Annotated in this window: 13 protein-coding genes; 1 reads left to right on the forward strand and 12 read right to left on the reverse strand. The window is 72.3% G+C overall.

All coding sequences use genetic code 11. The features are described from left to right. Window positions 1-172: 172 nt before the first annotated feature. Window positions 173-1162 carry a helix-turn-helix domain-containing protein gene (locus ACLJT4_RS11300; RefSeq protein WP_016575075.1) on the forward strand — a complete coding sequence of 330 codons (990 nt, stop codon included), beginning with the start codon at window positions 173-175 and terminating at the stop codon, window positions 1160-1162. 273 nt (window positions 1163-1435) lie between these two features. Here the strand turns inward: ACLJT4_RS11300 and ddaH are convergent, their stop codons facing one another. From ddaH to ACLJT4_RS11360, 12 genes are all read right to left on the reverse strand, one after another. Further along, window positions 1436-2218, reverse strand: a complete 783-nt coding sequence (gene ddaH / locus ACLJT4_RS11305; protein WP_411122363.1) for a dimethylargininase — start codon at window positions 2216-2218, stop codon at window positions 1436-1438. Window positions 2219-2412: 194 nt separating this feature from the next. Beyond that, on the reverse strand, window positions 2413-3696 hold the full coding sequence (locus ACLJT4_RS11310; RefSeq protein WP_411122143.1) for an MFS transporter: 1284 nt from the start codon (window positions 3694-3696) through the stop codon (window positions 2413-2415). Then, window positions 3693-4958, reverse strand: a complete 1266-nt coding sequence (locus ACLJT4_RS11315) for an ATP-grasp domain-containing protein (RefSeq protein ID WP_411122144.1) — start codon at window positions 4956-4958, stop codon at window positions 3693-3695. The genes ACLJT4_RS11310 and ACLJT4_RS11315 overlap by 4 nt, the downstream gene beginning before the upstream one ends. 70 nt (window positions 4959-5028) lie before the next feature. Beyond that, window positions 5029-5811, reverse strand: a complete 783-nt coding sequence (locus ACLJT4_RS11320; protein ID WP_411122145.1) for a metallophosphoesterase — start codon at window positions 5809-5811, stop codon at window positions 5029-5031. Beyond that, complete coding sequence (locus ACLJT4_RS11325) at window positions 5801-7060, reverse strand: ATP-grasp domain-containing protein (RefSeq protein ID WP_411122146.1); 1260 nt, start codon at window positions 7058-7060, stop codon at window positions 5801-5803. Before ACLJT4_RS11325 ends, ACLJT4_RS11320 begins: the two co-directional genes overlap by 11 nt. Beyond that, window positions 7057-8388, reverse strand: a complete 1332-nt coding sequence (locus tag ACLJT4_RS11330; RefSeq protein WP_411122147.1) for a cation:proton antiporter — start codon at window positions 8386-8388, stop codon at window positions 7057-7059. Before ACLJT4_RS11330 ends, ACLJT4_RS11325 begins: the two co-directional genes overlap by 4 nt. After that, entirely contained in the window at window positions 8375-8905 is a 531-nt protein-coding gene (locus ACLJT4_RS11335; protein WP_275461962.1) for a dCTP deaminase domain-containing protein, read from the reverse strand. Before ACLJT4_RS11335 ends, ACLJT4_RS11330 begins: the two co-directional genes overlap by 14 nt. Beyond that, complete coding sequence (locus ACLJT4_RS11340) at window positions 8902-9462, reverse strand: hypothetical protein (RefSeq protein ID WP_411122148.1); 561 nt, start codon at window positions 9460-9462, stop codon at window positions 8902-8904. Before ACLJT4_RS11340 ends, ACLJT4_RS11335 begins: the two co-directional genes overlap by 4 nt. Next, complete coding sequence (locus ACLJT4_RS11345) at window positions 9459-10541, reverse strand: hypothetical protein (protein WP_411122149.1); 1083 nt, start codon at window positions 10539-10541, stop codon at window positions 9459-9461. The genes ACLJT4_RS11340 and ACLJT4_RS11345 overlap by 4 nt, the downstream gene beginning before the upstream one ends. A 7-nt stretch (window positions 10542-10548) precedes the next feature. After that, a complete protein-coding gene (locus ACLJT4_RS11350; RefSeq protein WP_016575482.1) occupies window positions 10549-10995 on the reverse strand; it encodes a type II toxin-antitoxin system RatA family toxin in 447 nt (148 codons plus the stop codon). 19 nt (window positions 10996-11014) lie between these two features. Then, on the reverse strand, window positions 11015-11599 hold the full coding sequence (locus ACLJT4_RS11355; protein WP_411122150.1) for a DUF6031 family protein: 585 nt from the start codon (window positions 11597-11599) through the stop codon (window positions 11015-11017). Further along, on the reverse strand, window positions 11596-12705 hold the full coding sequence (locus tag ACLJT4_RS11360; RefSeq protein WP_411122151.1) for a DUF6001 family protein: 1110 nt from the start codon (window positions 12703-12705) through the stop codon (window positions 11596-11598). The genes ACLJT4_RS11355 and ACLJT4_RS11360 overlap by 4 nt, the downstream gene beginning before the upstream one ends. Window positions 12706-12723: the final 18 nt, after the last annotated feature.

Consider the following 12723-nt stretch of genomic DNA (forward strand, 5'->3'; position numbering starts at 1 on the left):
GGGCGGCGATACCTGCCCCGCAGAACGCCGGCGAATCTCGGCCAGAATCGGCCCGATCGCCTTCGAACATGATCGCTTACCCTGACCACTGCCGCGGAACAACGAGGTCCGCATACCGGGAGGAGGCCGCACAGGCCACCTGGTGGACCGTTGTCGCGATCACGAAAGGGGAATGATGAACGCCACGCCGCACGTTGGGCAGAATTCACCCGATGACGCATTCCTGCAATTAGTCTACGGCGCCGTGTGCGGCCCGTTCGGCGAGGAAACCGACGCCGCGGAAATAGCCACCGAACTCGGCGTTCCCCTTACCGAAACGACTGCCGCACTCACCGAACTCACCGCACTGGGATTACTGCGGAACGGACCGAATCAGGGATGGGTCGCGGTCTCCCCGCACGAAGCGGTGAGCCGGGTCATCGGGCCACTGGAACACGAGATGCACACCCGGCGCCTCCAGATCGAGCGGGCGCGGCGGCGCATGATGTCCTTCGCCTCGACGTTCGACGCCCATGCCCGCGGCGGCGGCGGGCAGATCGAGCTGATCGAGGACCTCGCGGACGTGCGGCGGACGATCGCCGAACTCAGCGCGCGGGCCAAGCGGGAGATCCTGACCGCGCAGCCGGGCGGCGGCCGCCGTGAGGACGTCCTCGTGGAGGCGGCCCCCCGCGACTACGACACGCTGCGCAGGGGCGTCACGATGCGCATGCTCTACCAGCACACGGCCCGGTCGAGCCTGGGCACGCAGTCGTACGTGGAGCAGGTGACCCGGCTCGGCGCGCAGGTGCGCACCCTGGACGACCAGTTCATGCGCTTTTTGGTGTTCGACCGGGAATGCGCGGTGTTCGCGGTTCCGCAGAGCCAGGACGCGGCGGTGCTCGTCCGGGATCCCTATGTCGTGGACTTCATCACCGACGTGTACGAACGCATGTGGTTGACGGCCGTGCCGTTCACGGTCGACGCGGATACGCAACCGGAAATCACCCATGACGTGAAGGAGGCCATCATTCGGCTGCTCACCGCCGGGTTGACGGATGCGGCGGTCGCCCGGCGGCTGGGCATGTCGGTGCGCACCTGCCGCAGACACGTGGCGGAAATCATGGCCGCGCTGGGTGCCGAAAGTCGCTTTCAGGCCGGATATCTGTTGGCCGTGCACGAATAGGGCGGAAAACGAGTGCTCGGCCCGGCGACGCCCCGCCGCGCCCCGCACCGCCTTCCGCATCGGTTCCCCCGGTCCGTCGTCGCGACCGTGCCACGGGTGAGGGCACGGCAGCCGACGGACGGGCCCGGTGCACGAGGTGGCCTCGGCGGTGACGGTGGATGGGGAGGAATTTCGGTCATCGCCGAGGGCGAGCGGGCGACGGCCTGCGACGTGCCCGCGCCGGGGCCCCGTGCGACGCCCGGCGGGGTGCACGGGGCTGCGGCGCGCGGCCGGTCAGCGCGCCGGACGGAGCTCCAGGGTGCAGCACTTCACGCTGCCGCCGGCCTTGAGCAGTTCGGTCAGCTCCACGCCGATCGGGAGGAACCCGCGGGCGCTCAGCTCCTGCTTGAGGTGGACCGCGGCGTCCGGCAGCAGGACGTGCCGGCCGTCCGAGAGCGCGTTGAGCCCGAAGACCGCGGCGTCCTCGGCGGTGGCGCGGATCGCGTCGGGGAACAGTTCCCGCAGCACGGCCTGGCTGCCCGGGGTGAACGCCTCGGGGTAGTACATGACCTCGTCGTCGGAGAGCACCGCGAGCGCGGTGTCCAGGTGGTAGAACTCGGGGTTCACCAGGGTCAGGCCGATGACCGGCAGGCCGAAGAACTCCTGGGCCTCGGCGTGCGCCCGCGGGTCCGTCCGGAATCCGGTGCCGGCCAGCACCTTCCGCCCCACGACCAGGTAGTCGCCCTCCCCCTCGTTGATGTGCTCGGGCCAGTAGACGTCGGTGTAGCCCTGGGCGACGAACCAGGAGAGGTAGGCGGGGCCTTCGGCGGTCCGCTCGACGTGCCGGAACCGGGCCCCGAACACCCGGCCGTCGACGACGGTGGCGCCGTTCGCCGCGAAGACCATGTCGGGCAGCCCGGGGAGTGGCTCGATCACCTCCACGGTGTGCCCCAACTTCCGGTAGAGATCGGCGAGCTGGGTCCACTGGGTGAGGGCGAGATCGCCGTCGACCGGCTTGCCCGGGTCCATCCACGGGTTGATGGAGTAGGTCACGTCGAAGTGCCGGGGCGGGCACATCAGGAACCGGCGGGGCGTGGCGATCCGCGCGGGCGCTGCGGTGCCGGCCTCGGTGGCGGTGGTGGGTGACACGGCGTTCTCCCTTGTGGGGTGAGGTGGGGCCGGCGGCGGCAGGGTGCTCCGCGGGGCCGACGCGGGGATGGCGGAGGGCACGTCGGTGGACGCGTTCCGCGGTGGTCGCAGGGGACGCGGCGTCAGCCGTCGTCCTCGGCCTTGGTGGTGGTGTCGTCCTTCAGGGAGGCCACGGCGCCCAGCCGGCCCACCCCGAACCAGGCCGGGAGGAGGGCCAGCGCGGAGACCGCGCCGAGCAGGAGCCAGGCAGCCCGGCCCATGCCGGTCCACAGGGCGACACCGACGACCGGGCCGATGGCGGTACCGATGCCGAACATGGCGTGGGCCGCCCCGACGTACCGGCCGCCCGCCTGGGCGGGGGCGGCCACGGCCGGGTAGGCGAACATGGTGGGCCCCTCGATGATCTCCGCCAGCGTCCACAGCAGGGTACCGACGAAGAAGACGGCCAGACCGCCCGGCAGCGCGTACAGGGCCATGCCGGCGCCGAGCAGGACGAAGCCCACGGTGAGCACGGTGCGGATGCGCCAGCTCTGCACGACCTTGGTCATCAACAGCTCGAAGCAGATGACCACCGCTCCGTTGACGGCGACCATCGCCCCGTACCAGAACGTGCTGTAGCCCTGGGCGCGCAGGGCCAGCGGCAGGGTGCTCAGGTACTGGATGTAGACGGCCGAGTTGAGCAACACCGCCACCAGGTAGGCGAGGTAGCGGCGGTCGCGCAGGACCGTGCGGTAGGTGGCCCGGGGCGGTGCGGGAGCCGCGGATCCGGTGGGCGGCGCCTGCGGTGGGGTGGTCGCGGTGCGCGGCAGCGCCACCAGGACCACCACCGCGTAGGCGAGGGCCGCGACGGCCTCCCCGTAGAACAGCAGGTCGTAGGAGACCGCCACCAGCAGCGTGCCGAGCAGCGGGGCGGCCGTGGTGCCGAGGTTGAGGGCCAGGCGGTACATCGCGGTCACCATCACCTGGCGGTTGCCGGGGGTGAGTTCGGCGATGTAGGCCGCGGCGGCCGGCCGGTACACCTGGCTGATGAGTCCGGCCAGTCCCACGGACACCAGCAGGAGCGGGTACAGCGTGACGTGCAGCACGGCGACCAGCAGCGCCGCGGTGCCGGCCATCCCGAGCACGATGGTCCGGCGGGCCCCGATGCGGTCGCTCAGGGTCCCGCCCAGGAGCACGCCGAGCACCGAGCCGACGCCGTAGACGCCCAGCGCGGTGCCGCCCTGGACGGCGGTGAAGCCGCGGCCGGTCATGAACAGCACGAGGAAGACCTGGAGGAAGCCGCCCAGCTTGTTGACCAGGACGCCGAACAGCAGCGCCTTCACCGCGAACGGCGAGCCGGCGAAGGTGGCCAGCACTCCGGCGTCGGCCGTGCCCGGTGCCGGCTTGGCCTCGGTGACGTCGCTCATCGGCCCGCACCGGGGTGGCGTTCGACGATGCGCAGGGCCGCGGCCGCCGCGTCGAGTGCCGCCTCGCACCGCTCGGCCGTCGGGGCGACCGCGGTGACGTAGGCGACCCGGCCGGTCAGCAGCCCGCGCGGCGGCGGGGAGACCGTGTCGCCGGGGCCGACCAGCACCACGGCCCGGTCTATCTCGGCCGGCAGTGCGGCGGTGTCGAAGTCCACGCTGTCGATGACGGTGTCGTCGTGGTCGGCGTGCAGGAACCGCACGGCCGCCACCAGGTCCCGGTCCACGGTGATCTCCGGTTCCCGGCCGCACGCCACGGCGGCGGCGACCAGCCCCGGGTCGATGCCGGAGGCCAGGCTGCCCAGGTAGGGGATCAGGTCGCCGCCGAGCCGGGCGTTGACCTCGATGACCTTGGGCTCGGGGGTGAGCTTGAGTTCCGCGTGGGTCCAGCCGTCGGTGAAGCCGAGCGCGGTGTGGGTGTCCTGGAGGACCTGGAGGAACGCCGGGTCGGCGAGGAGCGGGTCGCGGTGCGTGACCACGTGGCCGGTCTCCTCGAAGTAGGGCGGGTAGCCGGTGCGCTTGTGGCCGACGAACAGCGGGCGGACCTTGCCGCCGACGACGACGGAGTCCACGCTCACCTCGGGCCCGTCGAGGTACTCCTCGACCAGGACGCCCTGGTCGTAGTCGGGCATGTGCGGCACGGTGGCGCGGTCCGCGAAGCCGAAGAACTCGGTCATCTGCTCCGGGGAACGGACCAGGGACACCCCGTAACTGGCGGCGGCCGCACGGGGTTTGACCACCACCGGGTAGCCGATCCGCTCGGCCGCCGCCAGCGCCTCGGCGGCCGTCCCCACCAGCGCGAACGCGGGCTGGGGCAGATGGGCGGCGGCCAGCGCGGTGCGGCTCTGGTGCTTGTCGCGGCACCGCCAGACGTCGTCGGCGGGGGTGGTCGGCAGCCCCAACGCGCCCGCGACCGCGGCGGCCTGGTGGACCCGGGCCTCGTCCCAGCTCAGCACGCCGTGCACCGGCTCGCGCGCGACGACCGCGGCGACCGCCTCGGACACCACGGCCAGCTCGGTGGAGGGCACCAGCGTGCTGCCGGCCAGGTAGGGCAGCTCCCAGCTGGGCTCGGACGTGTTGACCAGGTGGATCCGGTAGCGCGTGCTGATGGCCGCCAGGAGGTATTCCCGGTACTTGTGCGGGCCGGTCGAGATGAGCACCAGCAGGGGGCGGTCCTCGGCGGCGCGCGGTCGGGGTTGCTGCATCGAGTCTCCAGGAGAGGGGTTGGTGCGGTGGTGCGGGAAGGTGCGGGGCGGCCGGCGTCCGAAAGTCGGGTCAAGCGGTGCGCACGGTCCGGTGATGACTTGTCAGGCGCCCCTCGTGGAGCAGGTGGAAGGTGAGCGCCGGATCGGCGTCCTCGGTCTTCCACGACTGGCCCGGCTCCTGTTCCCAGGGCACCAGGGCCGTCGAGGCGACGCCGGGGGCGCACAGCAGCGGCCGGCCCGCGAAGGTCGTGGCCGCCGCCGTGTGGGCGTGGCCGCACAGCACGGCGGTCACCTGCGGATGGCGGTCCAGCACCGCGGCCAGCCCCTCGGCCTCGCGCAGGCCGATCCGGTCGATGTAGGGCAGGCCGAGGTCGACCGGCGGATGGTGCAGGGCGACCAGGGCGGGCAGCCGCGGTGCGGCGGCCAACGTCGCGTCGAGCCAGGCCAGCGTCTCGGGCGCCAGCCGGCCCTCGGCGCGCCCGGGGATCGACGAGTCGCACAGGACGACGCGGGTGCCGGCGAGGTCCCGGACCTGGTTGACCGGTGCGTCGCCGGGCTCGCCGCCGCCGAGCAGGAGGCGGCGGAACGGCTCGCGGGCGTCGTGGTTGCCCGGGCAGACCAGCAGCGGGTGGCGGTCGGCCAGGGGCTTCAGCAGCTCCGCGGCCAACCGGTACTCGTCGTCGGTGCCGTGGTCAGCGAGGTCGCCGGTGACCAGTACGCCGTCGAGCGTCCCGGGCAGGTCCAGCAGGTGCGCCACCACGGCCCGGGTCCGTTCGGTGGCGCGTGGCCCGCCGTCCAGGTGCAGGTCGCTGAGGTGGGCCAGCACCGTCGGCGCCGGGCGGTCAGACGACATCGTAGAAGCCCTCCCCGTCGAGGTAGCGGGCCGTCATGTAGTCGTGGGTGACGGTGCCTTCGACCTCGTGGAGGAGGTGGACCAGCATCGGGTAGGTCATGTCGTTGACGGTGCGGGAGATCTCCTCGCCGGGCGCGACCTTCAGCAGTACGTCGTGGTAGCTCTCCAGGGCCTGGAGTTCGGCCAACCGCGGGTAGCCGGCGAGCTTTCCGGCGCTCGGCGCGATCATGTTCACGCAGACGGCGTGCCGCTTCACCTCGTAGCCGGTCTCCCACCGGGCCAGGAAGTCCGCCGGGTCGGCGTAGGCCGCCACGGTCCACTCCAACTGGCTCTCGTCGAGCGCGGCGCGGGTGAGCAACGGCAGCATCGCGCCGCAGACCCGGGCGCCCGTCTCGATGAGCCGGGGGCCCTGCGGGGTCAGTTTGAGTTCGGTGTGCGCGGGGCCGTTGCGCACCCCGAGGGCGTCCAGCACGGCGCCGGCGTAGGCGACGAGTTGCTCCTGCTCGGGACCGTCGCGGAGCATCAGTTGGGAGCCGCCGAGGAGGTCGCGCACGCCGTTGATGCCGAGGTGCTGGGTCTTCCACAGGTCGCAGACGTAGTGCTTGCCGTCGAGGCTGACGGTGTTCACGTAGTACTCGGCGCCCACCAGGTATTCCTGGGCGAGGACCGCGTCGTTGCGTTGGCCGACGGCGCTCTGCATACCCATGAGGCGGCCGAAGGCGGCGCGGACCTCGTCGACGTCGTCGCAGAAGGTCACCCCGTCGTTGAGGGCGCTGCGCACCGGCTTGAGGACGACCCGGCGGGGGGCGGGCCCGTACCAGTCGAGGAGGGCGCCGAGGTCGGTGGCGAGGATCTGGTCGGCGACGGGCAGGCCGGCGGCCCGGACGGTCTCCTGCATCCGGAACTTGTCGCGTCGGGCACTGCTCAGGCGGGTGCCGTTGGTGCGCAGTCCCAGGGCTTCGCTGAGGACGTCGGCGAGTTCGACGCCGATCTCGGCGCCGGCGAGCAGGGCGGTCGGCGCGTACGCGCGGATCGCGTGCAGCGTCGCGTCGACGTCACCCTCGTGCAGGACCGTGCCGATGAAGTCCTCCGGTCGGAAGGACGCGGTGAAGGCGGCCGGCGGTGACGTCATGCTCTGCACGTGCAGGCAGTCGTACCCCTGGGCGTGGAAGAGCGGGGCGAGGTGACTGGCGGTGGAGTAGGCGTCGACGAGGGCGACGACGGGGCGCGGGGTCGATGCGTGGCTCACGTCGGGACTCCTTGTTCCTGTGGCTGCCGTGCTGGTGCGAGTGGTGTCGGTTCGGTCGTCAACTGCCCTCGTGCGATGGCCCGTTCCAGCCACCAGCCGGCGAGGAGCGAGGTGATGACGGCGGTGAGCACGAGCGTGGTGAACATAGCGGAGTTGACGATCTGCGCGTCGAGGGCGACGGTGGCCAGGACGATCCCGGGGCCGCCCCGGGCGTTCAGGGCCACCGCGAGGTGCCGGGAGTCCGCCGCGGGCCGCTGCGCGAGGCGGGCGCCGAGGTAGACGCTGACCGCCTTCACCGCGCAGGCCACCGCGATGAAGGCGAGCGTGAAGCCGGGGTTGAACGCGCGCACCAGGTCCAGCCGGAGCCCGACCACCGCGAAGTAGATCGGGATGAAGAACCCGGTGGCGAAGCCGCGCACGCTCCGCAGGGCGTCCGCGGCCGCCGGCGCCGTCCGCCCGCCGACGCTGGACATCAGCCCGACGACGAAGGCGCCGTACATGGGCGCCACGCCGAGGTAGCTGCACAGGGCGGCGGCGGCCAGGACGGCGGCGACGCGCACCGCCAGTCCGTTCACCGGGCCCGGGCCGCCGCCGGGCGCCAGCCGGCGGATGACCAGTCCGAGCAGGGCGACGGCGCCGAGGAAGGCCAGCGACGCGACGGAGTGGTAGGCCGCGGAGGCGCCGGCCGAGGTGATCCCCAGTTCGGGGGCGAGGCCGAAGGCGCGCGGCCCGGCGCTGCTCACCATGCCGACGGCGATGGAGATCACCACGTTGAGGGCGATGTCCTCCAGCGCGGCGACGGAGAGGATCACGCGGGCGAAGGGCGTGTTGATCAGGCCCAGGTCCATCATGATCCGCGAGATCACCGGGATGCTGGTGATCGCGATGCCGCAGGCGATGATGAGCGTCAGGGCCGTGGTGTTCCGCGCCGGGCCGAGTTGGCCCGACAGGTCGACGACCTTGGCCAGCAGCAGGCCGAATGCGAACGGCACCGCCATGCCCACCACCGCGATCAGTGCGACGGCCCGGCCGTCCCGGCGGGAGAAGACGGACCGCATCTCCAGGCCGGCGAGGAACATCAGCAGCAGCATGCCGAGTTGGTAGACCAGCTCCAGGCAGGTGGCCACCGGGCCCTGGCGTGGGAAGAGCCACTGCTCCACCTGCGGGGCGAGCTGGCCCAGCAGGGTGGGGCCGAGCAGCAGGCCGCCGAGGATCTCACCGATCACCGGCGGCTGCCGGAACTTGGCGAAGAGCCGGCCCACCAGGTGGGCCGCGAGCAGCAGGAGCAGCAGGGCGGCCAGGGCCCGGCACAGGTCACCCTGTGACACGCGGGTCCTCCAGGCTCAGCCGGGAGGCGACCGCCGAGGACGACCCGGTGTACTTGCCGAGGTAGCCGACGGCGTCGCCCTGCATCGCCCAGAACGCCAACTTCCCGATCAGCATGCCCGGGTAGACGCGGACCGGGTGGGCGACCTTCATCTCCAGCGTCCACGGGAAGACCGCCCCGCTGTGCCCGAGCGGCGCGGAGAACTGGATCCAGATGCCGAGGGTGGAGGCCGACCGGCAGGCGTAGAGGGTGGCCGCGTAGTGCGGGCTGCCCATGGCCTCCATGGTGCCGCCGAGGTAGAACCGCCCCGGTTCCAGGACCATGCCGTCGGGGCCCATCGTCACGTGCCGGGCCTTCGGCGGCGTGAAGCAGTCGATGACGTCGTCGTCGTACCAGAGGATGTCCTCGGCCAGCCGGAAGCCGTAGCTGTTGGGCTCCAGGCGCTCGGGGTCGAAGTCGTCGATGTGGATGCGTCCGGCGCGCACCTCGGACAGGATCTCGGGTCCGCTGAGGATCACAGCCAGCCCTCCAGCACCTGGTGGACGGCGGTGCGGTAGGTGTCGAGGTCCGCGCCGTTGTCGAGGACGGCGTCCGGCTCGATGCGGTCGAGCTCCCGGGTCGAGGCGTCGGCCCGGGTCGGGTCGCCGCGTTCGGCCAGGCGCTTCTGCCGCAGGCCCTCGTCGCAGACGATGCGCAGCACGCGGAAGCCCTGGGCGCGCAGGGCCGGGGCGTCCACGTGCGGGTCGCGCAGGTCGTCGTTGATGACCACGTCGGCGTCGGTCCCGGCCAGGCGGCGGGTGAAGTCGTCGGCGAGGGAGGCGGGGCGGATTCGGCGCAGGGCGCCGGCCAGCGCCTCCATCAGGAGCTGGTCCTGGGCGCCGGCGGCCAGTTCCGCGCCGGCGGTGCGGTAGACCTCGGCCTGGAGGTCGTAGAGCGGCGCGGCGAGTTTCACGCGGGTGTGGGACAGTCCGCGCTCCCGGGCGAACTCCTCGATCATCGAGGCGCAGGTGGACTTGCCGGCCCCGCTCAGGCCGATCACGGACACCCGCAGGGTGCGGCCGGACGCGGTGCTCATCGGGTCTCCTTCGACGGTGCGGGGTGGGCGGTGCGGTCCAGGACCGCGTCCGGGTCGACGTCGAGGGTGCCGTGCAGGCGCACCATGTCGATCGAGTCCAGGGCGGTGCGGAGGGCGGCGAGCGACTGGTAGAAGCGCGTGTAGTCGGGGACCAGGTGGGTCTGCCAGGTGAAGAAGGTGGTGTCCAGCTGGCGGTCGACGATCTTGTTGAGGTGGGCCCAGCGCTCGTTGTCGTCGGTGAGGTGACGGGTCGTCAGAGGCTGGCCGGGCGCGACCTCGGGCAGCAGCAGCACCGTCAACCGCTTGGGCTCGGCGGAGAACTCCGAGCCCAACCAGGACTCGAAGACGTCCGGGTCCATGAGGATCTTGTGCCCCGGCTCGTGGGCGTCGAGCTGCGGGTCGACCCGCTCGCGCACCAGCGCTTCCAACCGGGCGTCGGCCCGGATCGTGCCGACCCCCACGTACGGGTAGTCCCGCCACGGGTGGACGGTGATCCGGCCGTCCTCCAGGGTGCAGAAGAGCTTGTCGCCGGTGAAGTACTGCCAGGTGGGCCGGCGCAGCACCGACAGCAGGGTGGTGGTCTTGCCCGCGCCCTTGGGCCCGGCGATGATCACCGCTTCGCCGTCCCGGTGCGCACCGGAGGCGTGCAGCACGACCGTGCCGAGGTCCTCCTCGTGGCGGATGACGAGGTCCCGCACGAAGTCGAGGACCTGCACCACCGAGCCCTCGGTGAGACGGAGGTGGAAGGTGTCGTCCTTGCGGGCGTCGACGGGGGCGTCGAGCAGCGTCGCACGGTTGACGTAGAGCCGGCGACCGCCGCGGTCCACGACATGGGCGTCGAAGTTGAACTCCGCGGCGTTGCTGCGACGGATGACGGAGAGCGGCAGCCGCCAGACCTCGGCGTCGACGTCGGTGGACGGGTCGTAGCCGTGCACCGCGATGCGGAAGGTGGGCTGCTGCGCGGGGGCGTCGCCCATCAGGTGGCGGAAGAAGCGGTGGATCGGCGCGAAGGCGTCCACCGCGTCGTCGGCGAGGTCGAACTGCACGGTGGTGTGCAGGAAGTTGAGGTACTGGATCACGTGGAGCTCACTCTCCGTCGGCGGGCGGGTGGGCGGCGACCGCCCGCAGCAGGGCGTCGGCGTGGGCCTGGAAGGACTGGGCCCAGATGGGTTCGAGCAGCGGCGCGAGGCCGTCGATGCCGAGTTCGAAGGCGAGGGCGAGGGAGATCCGCGCGCCGGTCGGCGTCTCCTCGACCCGCCACGCGCCGGTCAGCGCCTCCAGGTCACCGGCGGTCTGGGTGAAGTGCAGTTGCAGGCCGGGGCCGGCGGCCTCGTCCTGCACCCAGGTCACTTCGCTGCCGTTCAACAGCACGGTCCACTCCGACGAGCGGTGCCGTTCGCTCGTGGACGGCAGTTGCCGGACGGCGAGCACGTGGTCGGCGGCGGGGGCGAAGGTCCGGGCGTCCTTGACGATCGCCCACGCCTGGTCCGCGGACCGCCCGGCGAGCCGGGTCTCTGCATGGATCTCGGGCACGGTGGTCAGACCTCTCTGTTCAGGCGGCCTTCATGAAGGGGGCGAGGAATCCGATGTCGAGGCCGGCCGCCCGGGCCAGTCGGGTCCACACCCGCAGGGTCCGCAGCATGTCCCGCTGCCCCTCGGCGACCAGCCGGTCGGGCAGTTCGCCGGGGAAGGCCGCCAGCATCCGCTCCCACAGGGCGTGGATCTCCTCGACCCGGCAGGTGTCCCCGCCGAACTCCTCGGCGAGGCCGAACGCCTCGATCAGCTCGGGACCGGAGGCGTCAAGCACCTCCCCCATCCCATACTCCAGCGCCACCGCCAGGCAGTGCGCGTCGTCGACCGCGGCGCGGCCGGCGAGCCGTTGGTCGATGTCGAGGAGCTGCTCCAACAGCCGTATTTTTGCGGCCTGTTGCATCTGGGGCTGGTCGGTGCCGCCCTCCAGGTCCTCGATGTAGGCCCGGCCCTCGGCCAGCATCAGCCAGGCGGCCTGCACCCACGCCTCGACGGACTGCGGGGCCGGCATGGCGTGCCCGCCGCGCACCGTGGGGAACACCGGGAGCCGGTCGCCGATGCCGGGGCGCCCGGGCGCGTCCGGTTCCTGGTTCCGGTTGGGGGTCATGCCGTGGTCTCCTCGCCGTGGTAGCCGATGTCGAGTCGCGCCGCGCCCGCCCGCAGGGCCCGCAGCAGGGTGGCGGCGTCGTGCGGGTCGAGCTTGCCGAGCGCGTCGAGCCCGATCGCCTCGCCGGCGAGCGGGAGGGTGTCCGTCACACCGGGCAGGACGACGCTGCCGCCGGGTGCGACCAGCAGCGCGGCGCCCGGGAGGAAGGGTTGGAGGGTGCCGGTGAGCTCCAGCCGGACGGTGGCCGTGGCGGCCGTGCCGGTGGCGCGCAGGCACTCGTGGGCGAGCGCCACGTACTCCCCCGCCAACGGCCGGGCGCCGGCCGTCGGATCGAGTGCGGCGGCGACGTCCTTGCGCAGCCGTTCCAGCTCCGCGCCGGCGGCGCGCACCGCGTCGTCGGGCCAGGCGTCCTCCGCCACGAACCGGGCCCAGCGCAGCAGGTACCACTTGCGGGTGGTGTAGACGTCGCCGTGGTGCGAGAGCAGCGCGTCCATCAGGTGCAGCAGGGCGTTGTAGGCGTAGCCGACGCGCCCCCTGCTCTCCCCGGCGGCCTCGGCGAGCGCGGTGTGCACGACGTGTTCGAGGGCGGTGTGCAAGGAGGCCCGGGACCAGACGGTACTGAGTGCGGGCAGTGCGGCCAGGTGCGGCGCGGTGCCGTCCAGGGCGATGCCGTTGACGATGCGTTCGGTCTGCTTGCGGCGCGGTTCGCGCTGCTTGTCCCAGCTGCGGAAGCCGGCCACCGTCGCGGCCGGCGGCGCGGCGGCCAACCGGTCCAACTCGGTGAGGTTGGAGGCGAGTTCGGCCTCGCTGAAGGAGACCACCTCCAGGTGGTGCCCGTCGACGAAGATCTTGGTGGAGATCCGCGGGCCGTGGATCTCGTCGGCCTGGATGCGGATGAAGTCCAGGTCGCTGGTGGCGTTCGCCAGGCCGTGCACGGGCGAGCTGGTGAGCAGCAACTGCCCTTCGCCGACCCGCTCGCGCATCAGCGCCGTGAGCCAGTGCGGGTCGAGTCCGCGGCCGGCGAGGAACTCCGCGACGTGGGCGTGGCGGCGCGCCGTCAGCTCCGCCGGGGACAGGGCGTGCGGGAATCCGGGGGGTGCACCCATCGGGTCCGTCCTTCTTCG

Origin of the sequence: Streptomyces sp. x-19 (genome assembly GCF_046549115.1) — a bacterium.
Taxonomy (GTDB): Bacteria; Actinomycetota; Actinomycetes; order Streptomycetales; family Streptomycetaceae; genus Streptomyces; species Streptomyces albulus_C.